The sequence below is a fragment of the Pyxidicoccus sp. M15 genome, assembly GCF_056858435.1.
On the sequence record NZ_CM166495.1, the window covers coordinates 6878713 to 6895018 of the forward strand.

At 70.8% G+C, this 16306-nt stretch carries 12 protein-coding genes; 6 read left to right on the forward strand and 6 right to left on the reverse strand.

The window, feature by feature from the left end:
* Positions 1 to 80 precede the first annotated feature (80 nt).
* On the reverse strand, positions 81 to 1079 hold the full coding sequence (locus ACX9TP_RS25375; RefSeq protein WP_482973192.1) for a patatin-like phospholipase family protein: 999 nt from the start codon (positions 1077 to 1079) through the stop codon (positions 81 to 83).
* A 328-nt stretch (positions 1080 to 1407) separates the two neighbouring features.
* Between ACX9TP_RS25375 and ACX9TP_RS25380 the strand changes: the two genes are divergently transcribed.
* The 6 genes from ACX9TP_RS25380 (at position 1408) to ACX9TP_RS25405 (ending at position 11215) form a co-directional block, all read left to right on the forward strand.
* Positions 1408 to 2853, forward strand: a complete 1446-nt coding sequence (locus ACX9TP_RS25380; protein WP_482973193.1) for an ELWxxDGT repeat protein — start codon at positions 1408 to 1410, stop codon at positions 2851 to 2853.
* Between the two features lie 160 nt (positions 2854 to 3013).
* Positions 3014 to 3553 carry a flavodoxin domain-containing protein gene (locus tag ACX9TP_RS25385; RefSeq protein ID WP_482973194.1) on the forward strand — a complete coding sequence of 180 codons (540 nt, stop codon included), beginning with the start codon at positions 3014 to 3016 and terminating at the stop codon, positions 3551 to 3553.
* 257 nt (positions 3554 to 3810) lie between these two features.
* Complete coding sequence (locus ACX9TP_RS25390; RefSeq protein WP_482973195.1) at positions 3811 to 4866, forward strand: zinc-binding dehydrogenase; 1056 nt, start codon at positions 3811 to 3813, stop codon at positions 4864 to 4866.
* Between the two features lie 15 nt (positions 4867 to 4881).
* On the forward strand, positions 4882 to 5784 hold the full coding sequence (locus ACX9TP_RS25395; RefSeq protein WP_482973196.1) for a hypothetical protein: 903 nt from the start codon (positions 4882 to 4884) through the stop codon (positions 5782 to 5784).
* A 23-nt stretch (positions 5785 to 5807) separates the two neighbouring features.
* Entirely contained in the window at positions 5808 to 7805 is a 1998-nt protein-coding gene (locus ACX9TP_RS25400; protein ID WP_482973197.1) for a CHAT domain-containing protein, read from the forward strand.
* Positions 7802 to 11215 (forward strand): nSTAND1 domain-containing NTPase, encoded by a 3414-nt coding sequence (locus ACX9TP_RS25405; protein WP_482973198.1) that lies wholly within the window; start codon positions 7802 to 7804, stop codon positions 11213 to 11215. The genes ACX9TP_RS25400 and ACX9TP_RS25405 overlap by 4 nt, the downstream gene beginning before the upstream one ends.
* 18 nt (positions 11216 to 11233) lie before the next feature.
* On the opposite strand, the gene ACX9TP_RS25410 is transcribed toward ACX9TP_RS25405, so the two are convergent.
* The 5 genes from ACX9TP_RS25410 to ACX9TP_RS25430 all read right to left on the reverse strand — a co-directional run bounded on the left by ACX9TP_RS25410 (position 11234) and on the right by ACX9TP_RS25430 (position 16210).
* On the reverse strand, positions 11234 to 11854 hold the full coding sequence (locus ACX9TP_RS25410) for a hypothetical protein (protein WP_482973199.1): 621 nt from the start codon (positions 11852 to 11854) through the stop codon (positions 11234 to 11236).
* A complete protein-coding gene (locus ACX9TP_RS25415) occupies positions 11854 to 13053 on the reverse strand; it encodes a hypothetical protein (RefSeq protein WP_482973200.1) in 1200 nt (399 codons plus the stop codon). The genes ACX9TP_RS25410 and ACX9TP_RS25415 overlap by 1 nt, the downstream gene beginning before the upstream one ends.
* 71 nt (positions 13054 to 13124) lie before the next feature.
* On the reverse strand, positions 13125 to 13616 hold the full coding sequence (locus ACX9TP_RS25420) for a hypothetical protein (RefSeq protein WP_482973201.1): 492 nt from the start codon (positions 13614 to 13616) through the stop codon (positions 13125 to 13127).
* Between the two features lie 23 nt (positions 13617 to 13639).
* On the reverse strand, positions 13640 to 14491 hold the full coding sequence (locus ACX9TP_RS25425) for a caspase family protein (RefSeq protein WP_482973202.1): 852 nt from the start codon (positions 14489 to 14491) through the stop codon (positions 13640 to 13642).
* Between the two features lie 111 nt (positions 14492 to 14602).
* The gene (locus ACX9TP_RS25430) at positions 14603 to 16210 is read right to left on the reverse strand and encodes a phytoene desaturase family protein (protein ID WP_482973203.1); all 1608 of its coding nucleotides are present in this window, start codon (positions 16208 to 16210) and stop codon (positions 14603 to 14605) included.
* Positions 16211 to 16306 lie beyond the last annotated feature (96 nt).

A 16306-nucleotide genomic window follows, 5' to 3' on the forward strand; every position in this document is an offset into this window, starting at 1 on the left:
TGTCCAGCCGCCGCCCCGGCCTGACGACGCCCCTCTTCACTGACTCCGGCGGGGCTCGGCGCGGGTCAAACCGCGCGGCCTCAGGCGGGGACCATGGCTTCAGCGCGTGCGAGCTGCGTCCGCACTGATTCACGGCGGACGTAGGCTTTGCCGCTGCGGAACTCCTCCACGTAGGCCTGGAAGTTCCAGGACGCCAGGAACGTCTCCGCGGCGGCGCGGCCGGAGTCAAAGAGCTCCAGCGCCCGCCTGGGCGAGATGTCGAACTCCGTCGTCCCGACATCCAGGGTCGGGATGGTGAGGGTCCGGGCGAACTGGGCCCGCTCGAGATATTGGCGGTCGTGGGCCTCCAGGAGCGTCTCCACCAGCTCACGGAACAGCGTGTAGAGCCCCGTCAGCCCATCCGGTCCGTGCTGCGTCTTCCGGATGGGGTGCGTCGGCTCGGGCTCGACGAGCATGAGCCCAAAGGTCGGCCAGGCCGGCTCTTCGTCCTCGCAATCGAAGAGCCAGACCGGGAAGTTCGACAACAAGCCCCCATCCACGAGCACATGCTCCTCCCCGGTGCTGGGATTCGTCACCCTCACGGGCTCGAAGAAGCCGGGGATGCTCATGCTCATCCGGACCGCTTCGGAGACCTTCAACGCGAGCGGGTCCAGCCCCAGCAGGTGCGCATCCCGTGGAAGGACCAGCAACCGGTGGGCGGTGAGGTCCGACACGATGACCTGCAGCCGGGAGCTCCAGCGGGGGTCGGTCCATTCCGTGCGCAGGTCCTCGAAGGTGTGCACGCCATGGGCCGCGAGACGCTCGTCCATCCACTCGCTGAAGCGCCTTCCTTCGTAGATGCCCTGGTCGAGCAGGAGACTGAGCCCCTTTCCAACGAGATGAAGCTTGTCCTCCCAGCCTTCGTCCTTGAACTGACGGAAGTCGAGCCCGAGCACGGTCTGCTTCAATTCCTCTCCCCGGTAGCCGGCGGCAATCAGCGCCGCGGTAATGGCTCCCGCGGAGGTCCCCGCGAGGTTCTGGGGTTGGTAACCCCTCTCGTCCAGGACGGAGAAGGCACCGGCCAGGCCGATGCCCTTCACCCCGCCTCCCTCGAGGACCAGGTCGCAACAAGACTCCCTCGGACTGCTGCTGCATCGACCGGGCTCTTCCATCGCGACGCCTCTTCTTTTCGGGTCCTGTCTCAGCATGGGGGTGCGCCGCCTGCCACGACACCCCTTGGGGGACTGGCGACGCGTGGGTGCGCTCCCCGATGGGCAGCCTCGCCGGACGGGGCCCGCCCGCGCGGCAGCGGTGGGCACTGTCGCGCGGACAGCGGTGCACGGGACTGACGCGCAGGTGGAGAGCGAGCCCTCCGTCCCCAGATTGCCGCTCCATCGCGGCCCGTGCCGCGCCTCCATGGAGCGACCGATGATGACGTCCTGGCGTCCACTCCCGATGTTGCTGGCCCTCCTGGCCGGCTGCGCCCCGATGGTGGAGGACGAGCCCGGTCCTTCCGCGGACGACACCAAAGGGTCCGCGCTGGCCCGGCGCGAATGGGAGCCCTGCGGTTCCACGGCCCGCAAACTCGGCGACCCCGCCCATCCGAACTCCTACGTCTATGACCTCGTCCATGGGGACGGCGTCCTCTTCTTCGCCGCGAACGACGGCACCCACGCCACCGAGCTCTGGAAGAGCAGCGGCACGGGCGGCGCCGGCACCGTCATGGTGAGGGACATCGCGCGGGGGTCGGAGAGCTCGGGACCCACGGACCTCACCCTGGTGGGGGACCGGCTCTTCTTCCTCGCGGATGACGACGTGCGGGGCCGCGCCCTGTGGGCGAGCGACGGCACCGGGGCGGGCACGTACCTGGTGAAGCGGGTGCTCCCCATCGACGCCAGCTACGGTGAGGGGCAGACCCTGGTGGCCTACAAGGACCGGCTCTACTTCTCCACCGTGGTCCCCGAGGGCACGGATGGGTACGAGCTATGGACGAGCGACGGCACCGAGGCGGGCACCTTCATGGTGGAGGACACCGTCCCCGGCCCGGACGGCGCCTACCCGCGCCGCTTCATCGTCCACGACGGGTTCCTCTATTTCGTCATCAGCATGGGCGACGAGAACTGGCTCGTGCGCAGTGACGGCGGGCCGGGCTTCACGCCCGTGCTCAAGGTCTATGAGGACACGCTCGTCTTCCGCATGAAGTCCGTGGGGCGCAAGCTCTTCTTCCTCGTGGACTTCGACGAGGGCGAGGCCCACCTCTACGTCACGGAGGGCACCGCCGCGAGCACACGCCAGCTCCGCTTCTTCCCGGGGGAGCATCCCCACGACCTGGTGGCGCTCCACGGCAAGCTGTACTTCAGCGCCGGCTCGGGCCTGCCGGAGGGAGAAGAGTTGTGGGTGAGCGACGGCACGGCCTCGGGCACCCGGCGGGTGAAGGACCTTCGCCCCGGCGCGGCGGGCGCGGAGCCCGCGTCCCTGGCGGTAGCCGGAGGGCGCCTCTTCTTCGCCGCGGATGATGGCCTGCACGGGCGCGAGCTGTGGGTGAGCGACGGCACGTCCTCCGGCACGCGGCTCTTCAAGGACCTCGTGCCCGGCGCGGCGGGTTCCTCGCCGTCGAATGTGACGGCCCTCCAGGACTGGGTGTTCTTCAGTGCGACGACGCCGGGCCGTGGGGCCGAACCGTGGGTGAGTGACGGCACGGCTTCCGGCACGCGGGCGCTCGACGAGGTGACTCCGGGTCCGGCCTCGTCCTCCCCGCGCGACTTCATCCGGTCCGGCTGGGACGTGTTCTTCACCGCCGAGAACGAAGGCAGCTGGCGCGAACTGTACGCCCTGCCCTTCCGCCCCGACGGCCACTGCGCGCGGGCGCGTTAGCGCGCGAAGCGCTTCGCGGGGGCGAAGCACACGGCGCTGACGATGCCAGGCGCGCAGAATCTGCGCGGGCGGCGCGAGGCCCGCTCTCCTGAGGGCACGTCGCAACCACCTCTGGTCCGCCGTATGCATGACGGTAGGACTCACCCTGGGGAGGACAGCGATGCGGGTTCTGGTTACCTACGGCTCCAAGCGAGGAGGGACCGAGGGCATTGCCCGGCAGGTCGCCGAGGAGCTTCGGGCCGAAGGCCTCGAGGCGGTGGTGCTTCCGCCCGGCGACATCGAAGAGGTCTCCGCCTACGACGCGGTCATCGTCGGCGGGGCGCTGTATGCGAACCGCTGGTACCGGGCCGCCCGGCGCTTCGTGCACCGGCACCTGCAGGAGTTGCGGGAGCGGCCCGTGTGGTTCTTCTCCAGCGGACCGCTCGACGACTCCGCGGCGGAAGGCACCCTCGCCCCCACCGCGCAGGTCCGCGCCCTCATGGAGCAGGTGCATGCGCTGGGGCACACAACTTTCGGCGGTCGGCTGGAGCCGGACGCGAAGGGCTTCATCGCCCGCGCCATGGCCCGCCAGCACTCCGGTGACTGGCGAAGCGCCGACCACATCCGACGATGGGCGCGAACCATCGCCGAGGAGCTGCAGCCGCGGCGGGACGTACCTTCCGGTCCGGCCGAGGCATCTCCGGAGACCGAGCTCCACTGACGCGCCGTCCCTGCCAGCAGCCCGACCCGTTCCGCCCGGGGCAACCAGCCCTCGCTTCGCCTGCTCATTCATTCCCTCCCAGTCGAAGCCCATGCAATGCCAGACGCCACGCCAGGCGCGGCCACCTCCCGTGGAGGCTGGGGCGGCTTCATGCGCGCACGCCCGCCCCACCCACGCGGGCGGCGCTCGGAGCCCAGGCCGGGTTCGGGTTGCGCATGCCGGGCGCCATCCCGAGCTTCGAATGGGAGGGTGAAGCCATGCGCGCCACGGTGTTCCGCGGGGTCGACACGTTCGGAATCGAAGACGTCGAGCAGCCGCGCGCGGGCGCCGGGGAAGCCGTCGTCCGCGTCACCCTGACCACCATCTGCGGCACGGACCTGCACATCGTCCGCGGCGAGTACCCCGTCAAGCAGGGCCTCGTCATCGGCCATGAGCTGGTCGGCGTCATCGAGGAGCTGGGTCCGGGCGTCACGGGCTACCGTCCGGGCCAGCGCGTGCTCGTGGGAGCCATCACCCCATGCGGCCAGTGCCGCGCCTGCCTGTCCGGACACCTGTCCCAGTGCGGGCACGGCGAGGGGTACGAGGCCCTGGGCGGCTGGCGGCTGGGAAACACCCTCCACGGCGCGCAGGCCGAGTACGTCCGCATTCCCTTCGCGCAGGCCAACCTCGCGCCAGTCCCCGACGGGCTCACGGACGAGCAGGTGTTGCTGCTGGCGGATATCGCCTCCACGGGCTTCAGCGGCGCGGAGTCCGGCGGCGTGCGCATTGGCGACACGGTGGTGGTCTTCGCCCAGGGCCCCATCGGCCTGTGCGCGTCCATCGGCGCGAGGCTGATGGGCGCGGCCCGCGTCATCGGCGTGGACGGCGACGAGGCGCGGCTGGCCATGGCGCGGAAGCTGGGCGTGGACGTGGTGCTCGACTACCGGAGCCAGGACGTGGTGGCGGAGGTGAAGCGGCTGACAGGCGGCGGCGCGGACGTGGCCATTGAAGCGCTGGGGACGCAGCAGACCTTCGAGAGCGCGCTGCGCTGCCTCAGGCCCGCGGGCACGCTGTCCAGCCTGGGCGTGTACTCCGGCAAGCTGCAGCTCCCATATGACGCCTTCGCCGCGGGCCTGGGGGACCACCGCGTCGTCACCACCCTGTGTCCCGGCGGCAAGGAGCGCATGCGGCGGCTCATGGAGCTGGTCCAGGCAAAACGCGTGGACCTGACACCCCTGCTCACCCACCGCTTCGCGCTGAAGGACATCCGCGAGGCCTACGCGCTCTTCGGCCAGCGCAAGGACGGCGTCCTCAAGGTCGCCATCCGCCCCTGAGGCCGGGAGGAGACCATGGACGACCCGCGGATGAGCCGCGCCCTTCGCGAGCTGGTCTCCCGGCACGAGCCGAGGGACTCGGAGCGGCTGCTCGACGAGGCCGTCGAGGCCGCGTGGCACCAGCGCCCCAGCCGCGCTGGAGGCCCCCCTCCCGGCGAGCTGATGGCCGGCTTGCGCGAGCGAATCCAGGGCGAGCTGGTCTCCTTCCACCGCCGCCTGCCCGTGCGCCCCTATGACGGGAGCGACCTCACGCCGTCTCCCGGGGCCTCGCTGTGGTGCGTGGAGATTCCGGTGACGCTCTTCCCCAGGAGGGACCAGGGCTTCTCGCGGGTGGAGTGCATCGTCGACTTCCGCGCCGGGGACGACGCGTGGGAGTCCTTCCGCGTGGTGAAGCTGCTCCCGGAGGAGCGCAGCCGGGTGATGGCGAAGGCGGAGCTGGGCGGGGAGCTGCAGTTCGACGCCAGCGCCCGGGTGGGGCTGTCGATGCGCCTTCCACCGACGCTGCTCGCGGACCAGGTGGGCGCGCGGCTCTACGCGACGGGCCAGGTGGGCCCCTTCGTGTACGAGGCAACCCGGGACTGCGTGCTGGCGGAAGTCGTGGAGGGCACGGGCGGGCGCTGGCGGCTGGACGACACCTCGGCGCCGCGGAAGGTCGGCGCGGAGAGCCACCAGCTCGCCGCCATCCTGGAGGTCCGCGAGGGCGCGCCGCGCATCGACGCCGCCGGCTACCTCCAGGCGTACAGCGACGTGCACTGGCTCACGGCGACGCTCGGCAGCTTCTGGATGAACCTCAAGGCCGGCCTGCGCGACTTCTTCAAGAGCGGCCTGCCGGTGGAGGCCTATGGCGAATGGAAGGACGTGCTTCCGCGCTCGCTCCGGGAGCACGCCCGGGAACAGCCACCCTCCCGGGCCTTGTGAGCAGCAACGGGGGAACACCGCGGATGGACACGGCACACGACGCCAGGACGCTGACCTGCCGCTTCGAGCTGGTCCACGCGGACACGGGCCTCCGCGTCCGCTTCGTGGCCGGTGGGGAGCCCCCCATCGAGCGCCCCTTCGGCTTCGAGCTGCCGCCCGGCGCCCGCGCCCGGGGCGTCATCGCCCGCATCGAAGAGGGCATCTGCACGCGGCCGGACCTCCAGGACCTCGGCAGCCAGCTCTGGAACGCGCTGCGCCCCCCGGGCATCCGCGAGGCCTTCGACGCGCTGGAGCGGCAGGCCGACGAGAGCCACCCCCTGCACGTCTGGTTGGATGTTCCCCCCGAGGCCGACGTCGAGCGCCTGCCCTGGGAGGCCCTCCACGACGAGCTGACGAGCAGCTTCCTGGGAACGGACCTGCGCTACTGCCTGCTGCGCCCGCCTCCGCCCGGCTGCCCGCCGTGCCTGTCCCCTTCGCGCGAGCCGCATCCCTTGCGCGTGCTGGTGGTCATCCCCGAGGGCTCCGGGCTCCAGGTGCAATACGAGTGGAACAACCTGCGCGGCGTGGCGCGGGGCCTGGGTGAGGCGCTGCGGCTGGGGCTGGTGGAGGGGCGCGTGACGCCGGACCGGCTCCTGGAGGAGCTGCGCGCGTCGGCGTGGGACGTGCTGCACTACATCGGCCATGGCGAGGTGAGCGACGAGGGCGTCACCATCCGCCTCAACCACGAGACGCCCGAGCAGGGCGACTTCTGGATGGATGCGGCCACCTTCGCCAGCCTCGTGCAGGGCCAGCACCTGCGGCTCGCGCTGCTCAACTGCTGCCTGGGCGCCTCCCCTTCCCTCTCGCGCACGCTGTCGGGCCTGGGCCCGCACCTGATGCGCACGGCCCGCGTGCCCGCCGTCATCGCCATGCGGTACGAAATCGCGGACACCGTCTCCATCCGCTTCGCGGACAGCTTCTACCGGGAGCTGCTCACCGGAAGCGCCCCGGGCCACGTGGCCATCGCCGCGCAGCAGGCGCGCCGCTCGCTGCGCATCAACGCCAGCGGAGACACCGTGCGCGGCTTCATCACTCCCACGCTCTACCTCAGCCCCGGCTGCGAGCGGCTCTTCGACGTCGCGCAGGCGGTGCCCGAGGCCGCGCGGGTGGCGCCCGCTCGCGCGGCGCCCGCGGTGCGGCTTCCGGAGGCCCTGGTGCGGGGGCTGGTGCACGGGCGCTGCATTCCCGTGGTGGGCCCCGGCATCCACCGGCTCCCTCCGGCGATGCGGCGTCGCGGCCCGGACACGCGCATGCTCGCCCCCACGCTGGGGCAGCTCATCGTCCGGCTCGCGCGGGAGTGCCAGTACCCGGAGGAGGACGAGCTGCTGAACCTGGAGCGCGCCCGGGACTGGTACCTGGGCCTGCTGCTGGCGCGCATCTGCCAGCACTACCAGTCCAACAGCCAGCGCTACGAGCTCATCGAGTCGCTCCAGGACGCGTGCGGGCACGCGGAGCCGCCGGGCCCCATGCAGCAGCTGGCCGGCTGGCACGTGCCCGGCATCTTCTACCTGCACTTCGACGGGCTGATGGAGGAGGCCCTCAAGCGCGGCCACCGGGTGCCGCGCGTGCTCAACGCGGTGGAGCAGTCCCTGCCGGGCGAGCACGCCGAGCCGCTCCTGCTCAACGTCCTGGGGACGCTCACCCAGGCCAGCTCGCTGGTGCTCACCGAAATCGACCATGAGCACCTCCTCTGGAACCGGCTTCCGCGCGCCAGCTCGGAGGTGGTGGACGTCATCCACCAAATGGGCCGCAGCTTCCTCTTCCTCGGCGTGTCCCCGCGCGACGGCATCGCCCGGCGGCTGGCGCACCTGCTGGAGGTGGGCGAGGCCTCCATGCAGGGCCCCTGCTTCTTCGTCTCCACCGAGGCCACCGGCGTGGACGCGGCCTACTGGAAGCCCTTCAACGTCCACTGGGTCCACGAGGAGCCGGCCGAGGTCATCGACGTGCTGACGTCGCGGCTGGCGGAGGCGGTGGCGCCATGATGCAGGAGCGTCCCGACGACGTGGAAACGCCGGCCGCGCCTCCCTACAAGTTCCTCAACTACTTCGAGGAGGCGGACCACGCCTCCTTCGCCGGGCGCGATGACGAGGTGCAGGAGGTGCTCGCCGGGCTCACCCGCGGGCGCACGTACGTGCTGTATGGCCGCTCCGGCACGGGCAAGACGTCGCTCCTGCTCGCGGGCCTCTTTTCCCGGCTGCGCGAGCGCGGCTACCACCCCTTGCGCGTGCGCCTGCTGGAGTCGCCGGTGGAGGACTTCTGCGCCGCCCTGGCCGCGGAGCTCCAGTGCCCGGAGCTCGTGCGCCCCATGCCCCGCGGCGAGCGCCAGCAGCGCATCCCCCACCTGCTGGAGGAGCTGTCCGCCCGGCAGCCGCTGGTCATCGTGCTGGACCAGTTCGAGGAGTTCTTCGTCCGCTTCCGAGACCGTCCCCAGGAGCGGGCCGAGTTCGAGGCGCTGCTGGGTCACATCCACCGGGAACACGGCGCCAACATCCGCCTCGTCTTCAGCCTGCGCGAGGACTACTACGCGGAGCTGGGGGACCTGCGCGAGGAGCTGCCCGAGCTGACCGACTTTGGGATGCGGCTCCAGCCGCTCACCGCCTACGGTGCACGGCAGGCCATCGTCCACCCCCTGCAGCACGCGCACGTCACCTATGAGGAGGCGTTCGTCAACCGGTTGGTGGACCTGCTCGCGGACTGGGCCTTCGCGCCGCCGGTGCTGCAGATTGTCTGCACGGAGCTGTACCGGGACGTGGTGGAGCGCCGGGGCCTGCCCGTACACCTGACGCGCGAGGACCTGGAGCGGCTGGGCGGCGTGGACGGCATCCTGCGCGGGTACTTCCAGCGGGTGATAGGCGGGCTCCAGGAGGAGCGGTTGCTCCTGTTGCGGGTGGTGATGGACGCGCTCATCTCCTCCGAGCGAACCCGCTATGCGCTGCGCGTGGAGGACGTGCTGGCCGGCCCCGTGCGGGCGAAGCCCGAGGAGATTCGCGCCCTGCTGGACCACCTCACGGAGCAGGGGCTGCTCCGGGTGGAACAACGTCTTGGCGAGCGCTGGTACGAGCTGCTGCACGAGCACCTCGTTCCCACGGTCGCGTCCTGGCTCTCCAGCGACGTGGACTTCGTGCGCTTCCGCAGCACGCGCGACTTCGTGAGCAGCCTGACGCAGGACCCGCGGTGGCGCGAGACGCCGGACTGGCTGCTCACCGCGCGCCAGCTCCAGGAGCGGGTGGACCCGTGGAGGGAGTGGCTGCGGCTCGACGAGAGCCACGTGGAGTTCCTCCTGCGCAGCAGCATCCACGGACAGTCGGAGTCGGTGGCGTACTGGGCGGAGCGCTTCGACGCGCTCGGGGCGAAGCGCTCCGAGCGGCTGATGCTGGAGCTGTTGGAACACCCCGACCCGCGCGTGCGGGAGGGCGCGGCGGCGTCCTGCGGCCAGCTCCAGGCCATGGACGGCCGGCTCGCCTCGCGCAGCCTGGAGCTGGCGCTGGCGGACCGCGACGAGGCGGTGCGCCGCGCGGCGAGGCGCTCGTTCTCCCACCTCGCGGGGCCGGAGGAGCTCGCGCAGCTGCGGGGCGCCATGGGAGACCCTTCGCGGCGGGCGCTCGCGCTGGAGTTGCTGGCGGACCGGATGGAGGCCGGACGCTCGCTGGAGGGCATCCCCGACCACCAGGTGCGGCAGGCGACGGGGCTCGTCCGCGCGCGCCGGCTGGAGCGCGAGTCACCCACCATCCGCGCCCGCACGCTGCTGGGCGCGCAGGTGGGCAGCGTCAGCGCGCTGGTGTGGGGCTTCACCGTCGGCGTGCTCGTCATCTCCTATTGGATGTTGATGATCTACCCGGAGCAGATCTCCGCCCGCTGGCCCCGGTTCCTCCTGAACCAGATTGTCTGGCAGATCATCGACAACATCCCCTTCGCCGTCGCGCCCTGGGGGCTCATCCTCGGCTGGCGGCTGGCCCGGCGCCTCGCGAGGTCCGCCGCGGCCTCGGGCCACGAGCGCTGGAGCGCGCCCGTGAGCCGGAGCGGGACGCTGCTCATCAGCTGCATGCTGTTCCAGGTGGTGGCGCTGATGACCTTCCCCATCAACCTCGAGGAGCAGGCCGCCCTGGCACGGGTGTGGGGCGTCTCCCGGGGCTCCATCTTCGTCACGGTCCTCCTGGTATCGGCGCTCGTGGAGTGGGTGATGACCCTGGGCGTCGTGTGGTTGAGCGGCCGCGGCATCGCACCGGACACCAGGCTCTCCACGCTCTTCGTCTATGGGCTCCTCGGCTGTACGGCCCTCCCGCTGCTCGTCTGCGAGCTGGCGATGATGGGGGTGGGATGGGCGGCCCCCCGCCCCCGGGAGCTGTACCTCGTCATGATTCGGACGCTGGTGAGCTCGGTGTTCGTGGTCACCTTCCAGTCCTTCATCGTCCTCTGCGTCCTCGCGGCGGATCGCGCCCGGCGCCCGGCGGTGCCCCGGCGTGTCACCCGCTCCGCCCGCGGCATCATCCTCGCGGGGGGCGTGGTCGCCGCCGTGCTCATCTTCTCCGTCCACGAGCCCAGGACCCTGCCCGGCTTCGCCAGTCGCGTGCACCTCGAGCAGGAGGTGCCGATTTCGGGGCGCATCGCGCAGTACAAGTGGGACGTCGAGTACTTCTTCCTCGAAGCCCCCGTGGAGGCACCGTTCGCGCTCTCCATTGGAGATGGGCGCGGCTCCCTCACCCGGATGCTCGTCAACGGCCAGGAGGTGACGGATGGAATGCTCGTCATCTCGCCCTGGTCGCGCGTCACCGTGGTCGTCGCATCCGAGCCGGGCACGGACCTGATGGACTCGACACCGCGCAAGCCGGGGCTGTGGACGGACTATCGATATGTGCTGCACCGCGAGCCCATCCGCAGCGGGGACCCGGGTGAGCTGAGCCCGGGCCGCTGGGCGCTCGTCCAGCTGCCGCTCGTCCCTGTGGAAGGCGGTGCCGGGAGGACGCCCTCGTGGCAGGTGACGCTGAAGGGGCTTTTGTCCGCCGAGCAGCTGAAGACGGCTCGGAGCGTCCACATCTACCCTGTGCTGGTCAATGTCGCCGGGCTCGATCCGGGCGAGTGCATGGGCATCTCCGTCCCCTCCACGGGAGACCCGAGGAACATGGACACCTTCGTCCTCACCAACCGGGCGAACATCGGCCATGTGCCCAGGCCGGACATCGAGGCGGAGCGCTTCGTCGAGGGGCTTCGGCTCCTGCCCGCGACGGCAGGCGCCTGGTCCACCACGCTGCGCGTCTCTCCCATCGTGGAGTTCCGCCCCCCGCAGTGTCAGCCTCCCCGCGAGGCGCCCATTCCCATCGAGCTGTGGTCTCCCTCCGAGCCCGACCTCTACGGGTCGCGGCCTGGCATGCTGGTGGCCATCAAGCTGGACTGAGCGGCGCGCGCTTGCGGCCTACAGTTCCAGGCCGAGGAGGAGGTTGGTGGAGGCGTCCTCCGCGCCCGGGTTGAAGACATACGCCGCCACGGAGACGCTCCGGTACGCGAGCCCGAGGTGGAAGCCGCGCTCGGGCGCGGGGCGCTCGCCGTTGACGCGCGTCCACTGGAGGTTGACGCCGGCACGCGCCCAGTCCACGGGCCACACGGACAGCTCCGTCCACGTGTAGAAGAAGTCCGCGTCCGACGCCGCGAAGACGTACTCGTTCTCCGACCAGAGCAGGAGCGGCCCGTAGGACAGCGCCAGCTCCAGTCCGGGCGCGATGCCGGCGGTCTCTCCCGCCACGCCACCGAGCAGCGGCGTCAGCTCCAGCCGCAACCGCTCGCCGGCGCCCAGGTTCCACCCGACGAAAACCGAGCCCGTGCGCAGGTCCTCGTAGTTGTAGCGGGCCTCCAGGTGCAACGCACCCGAGTCGGCGCGCACCGTCCCGTAGAGGTAGTCCAGCCCGTCGAGGGGGCGGTGGTAGAGGACCTCGCCCGCCACGGACACCGGAGGCGGTTTCTCCTCGGAGACCTCCTCCGCGAACGCGGGCCCGGCGAAGCCCAGGCCCAGGGCCGCCGCGAGGGCTCGCCCTGACATCACTTCGGGGAACCACTCTCCGCGAGATTGCCTCGGGAAGTGGGCGGTGGCTCTTTCGACTCCCGCCGCTGCGCGAGCACCGTCGGTGGCAGGTCGGGCGACTGCTCGCCCTTGTCCGCCAGGTGGAACAGGCGGCGGAGCACGCTGTCCATGGTCGAGCCCAGGACGCGGTCCGCGAAGAACCCCACCGAGATGGAGATGAGGGCGTAGGTGTACTCGACGGCCAGGGGCCCGCTCAGCACGATGCGGATGGCGGGAGGCTGTGCCGCCGGCGTCTCGCCGGAGGACTCGATTCCGAAGAGGAGCTGCGACCTGGCCAGCAGGTAGAAGAGGAAGGCCGCGAAGGCGCCAATCGCCGGACGGACGAAGAGGTAGTAGCCGAACTGCCTCCAGGCGGGCCCCCGGGCGGCGAGCACGGGGGGCTCCGAGCTCATGTTCGCGACGATGGCCCCCGCGGCGCCAAGCAGGAGGAGCGACACCAGCGGCAGGGGCACCGCGCGTGTCGACAACTCGGGAGCGCTGGTGCTCGCGGGGAGCCACGCGTCGATGTTGAAGAGGAAGGCCGCGACGAAGAGCAGCACCAGCAGCGCGCCGCTCAACCCGCGCACCAGCAGGGCGAAGGCGAGCTGCCGGAAGTGCTGGTCCGATTGTTCATTCACCAGCCGGAGGGCTCCACGCAGCACGTTCCGCTCGTATGTCAGCCCCCGTCCGTCCCCGGGGCCCGGGTTGTCGAGCTTGCCGGCGACTTCCAACACCTGCTTCACCGCCTGCGGGAGGGGACCCGAGTTGCCGTCGACTCCCAGCCAGGTCTGACGGGAGATGGGCTCCTGGACGTTCCGGCGGAACTGCTCCTCGACCTCCAGGGCCTGCGTGGCCAGCATGGCGGGCGGCATGAGCAGCAGCATGTCCGCGGCGACGCCGTGCACGAGGCCCCAGAACTGGGGGTCGTCCTTGCGGATGCGCTGGCGCTGGTTCGGGCCCGAGATGCAGGCCTTCGCCAACCCGAGGCGGTAGAGCAGTTGCTTGAGCAACCGCTCCTCTTCCGGCGAGGCATGTACCTGCAGGAAGCGAAGCGTGGCCTCCATGCCCTGCAACTTCGACCAGAACTCGCCCCGGGAGGCAAAGCCCCTGCCGAATCCGCCCGACTCCGGCATCGTCACGAACCGCTCCTCCGGGTGCATCGCGGCACGGGTCGTCATCGGCTTTCTCCCTCGCGGGGCAAATGTGTCCATGCGCCGCAAGCCGCAACAGGGCCGAAGGGCCGCCGTCCTCAGTCGGAAGGGCGGAGCGGCGGCAGGAGGCGCTCCAACGTCTGCCGGGCCTCGTCGAGTTCCCCGGCCAGACGTCCTTCACGCATGGAGCCCCCTTTCGAGAGGATGAGGGAGCTGGCCGTCAATGCGTGCTGGTACTTCAAAGCGGCGGCGCCCGCCTCGTCGTCCAACAGGCCGAAGTCCTGGGTGAGTCGCTCCCACAGCGCGGCGCGTGCCGTATCGAGTTGGGCGAGGAGGTCGCGGTATCTCTCCGAGTCCACACCGCCCCCTTCGACTTCAAGGCATGCCACCAGGAAGTCGCAGGCACCCAGGCTCGTGCGGACACGCAGAAACGCCGCCGCCCGGGCCTTGCCCAATTCCAGGGTGACAGCCTGGTTCCTTCGGTAGCGTTCGAGAGCCCTGCTCGCGAAGTAGGCCAGGACCCCGGCCACCAGGGCGAGCAGCCCCTTGTCGAGGAGCATCAGGATGAGTTTCTCCTCGAAGGTTTCCATGGGCGCTCACCCAGCTGCGGCAGTCACACGGTGAAGGGCCTCTGGTGCTCGAACTCCGGAGCCCGGGTGCCCAACACCTCGTACCGCGGCGACTGCGTGGGGGGCATCTTCCTGAGCACTCGACGGAAGAGTGAGCGGTAATCCCCTTTGAACTCTCCCCCCTTCCAGACCTCGAGGAGTCGGCTGACGAAGGCGCTGTGCTGTGCGCCCTCCTCGGCGAGTTGGTTGTCCTGGCAGCTCGCCAGATGAATCGCCTTCGCATGGATGCCCGCGAAGGGCTCCGGGGGGAGTTGCGAGAGCAGCGCCCGGTACGCGTCCCCATGCTGGGAGAAGGTGCGCTGCGCGACGGCCATCGAAAGCGCCCGGAAGACGCTCGTCGGTCGAGGAGGCGGTCGCGCTCTTGCCTCCTTCTCCAACTGTAGGGTGGAGCGCAGGACATCATAGGGAATGCGCGAGACGGTTCCCGAGTGACAGGTGTCCGTGAGAAGGAAGACGCGGACGTCGTCGCGCAGGAGCGCGAGCTTCGCGTAGACGGCGCGGACGGGAAGCATTCCGTCATGGAGGCACCACGTTTCGACGAGGCCATCCGCCTCCGTCCCGGTGAAGTCGGGAAGTTGGCCTCCCAGGCCGGAATAGCTCATGAAGAAGAGGTCGCCACCCATCAACGTCGCGGCGGCGGTCTCCACTGCGGCAAGCACCTGGAAACGGGTGGCGTCGCTTCCCAGAAGGCACGTAACCTCGAGTCCCTCGGCCCGGGCAATGCCCGCCAGGGTGATGGCATCGGCCTCGGCTGCGCCCAGGGTGGGGTTGGCACCGGCATAGTGCGCCGGGTCCAGGGTATTCAGGCCGATAGTCAGTGCGACGCCCCTCTGCATGGCGGGCCTCCTCTCGTGTTGTGGCCGGCGCGTCCAGACGCAGTGAGCCCGTCAACGTGAGCGGCCAGCCCGGGGATTCATGGAGATAAAGCCTCCTTGGGTCCTTCCTTCTCACAGCGGCGGCGCATCCGCCTCCGCGCTCCACGAGCGGCCCCAACCCAGGTGGTGGCGGAGCCTGCCGCGCCGCTCGAAGTAATGCGCGGCGGCACGCGCGGCGAGCCGTCCGGACAGCAGCACCGGCGAGACGCCGTGGCCCAGCACCCCCTGCCCCGCGAGGAAGAGTCCCTGCACCGGCGTGCGCGTGCGGAAGCGGTGACGGCCCGCCTGCATGGGCGTCATCGCCGGCCCGTAGGGGCCTCCATGCGGGGCGCGCAGCGAGTCAATCCAGGTAAGGGGCGTGGACACCTCGCGCACGGCGATGTCCCCCACGAGCCCCGGGAAGCGCGCCTCCACCTCGCGCAGCATCCGGTCCGCCAGCCCCTCCTTCCGCGCGGTGTAGCCCACGCCGCGCGCTCCAGGTGGCACGGACGCCCACCGCTCGAACATTGCCTCGGGCACGAAGGTGGTCACCTCCAGCGTCGAGCAGCCGGGTGGCGCCAGGCGCCCCGTCGGGTCCTTCAGCGAGTTGGACGAGAGGAAGAGTGGCAGTTGTGGAGGCAACGTGCCCCGCGAGAGCGGCTCGGAGAGCCCGTCCAGGTCCGTGGAGGGGTAGCTCCACAGGTTCGCCGCGCTCATCCCGTACTGGCGCAAATCCCGCCGCAGGCCGAGGTAGACGACGGCCATGCCCGTCGACGGCTCGGTGCGGGACACGCGCGCGCGGAGCGACGCGGGAATGGACTCGGGCCCCACGAGGCGGCCCAGCGTCACGGTGGGGTCCACGTCCGATACGACGACGTCCGCCTCGAAGGCCTCGCCATCCTCCAACTCCACGCCGATGACGGCGCCGCTCGCGGTGTGGATGCGTTGTGCCGCGGCGCCGGTGCGCAGCTCCACACCCTGCGCCCGGGCCACCTGCACCAGGGCCGCGAGCAGGGCCCCGCCCCCTCCCCTGGGAAAGAAGGCCCCATCGCCATAGTCCGCGATGACGGCGAGCGCGGCCAGCGCGGCGGCCCGGCCTGGAGGCAGCCCCCAGTCGCCGCACATGGCGGACAGCGCCGCGCGCGCCCGCGCGTCCTTCAGGTGGCGCCCGAGGTAGTCGCCCCACGTCACCCGGCCCAGACGCCACAGCCGGGGCAGCACGCGCAGCGGCTTCAAGTCGGACGCATGGTGGGGCGCGCCTTGGGGCCGAAAGGTGAGCGTCATCAAATCCCGTACGCATGTCAGCGTGTCGAAGACCTCCGCGAGGCCCGCGGCCTCATGCGGGAAGAGCGCGTGGAGCCGGGCGTGGAAGCGCTCCAGCCCCGCGCAGTTGCGCACCTCGAAGTCCGGGAAGCGGTAGATGTCGAAGCCGTCGGGCTCCACCTCGCTGAAAAGCGCCGAGGCGTCGAGCCCCAGTGCGGCGAGCTGCTCGTACATGAGCTGTCCCGGACGGCACCCGCCCACGTAGTTGATGCCGACGTCGAAGGTGAAGCCCTCGCGCTCGAAGGGGGCAAGGCTGCCGCCGACGTGGCTCCCCTGCTCCAGCGCCGTCACGTGGAAGCCCGCGCGGGCCAGGAAGGTCGCCGCCGAAAGGCCACCCGCGCCGGTACCAATCACCACCGCCCTGGGTGTCGTGTCCATGGGTTCCCCCTTCTGTCTCCGGACCTCGCGGCCTGTTGGCGCATGCCCTGCACGTAGGCAGCGCACCCCCGTCCCGGGATGCAACCCGCGAGGGCC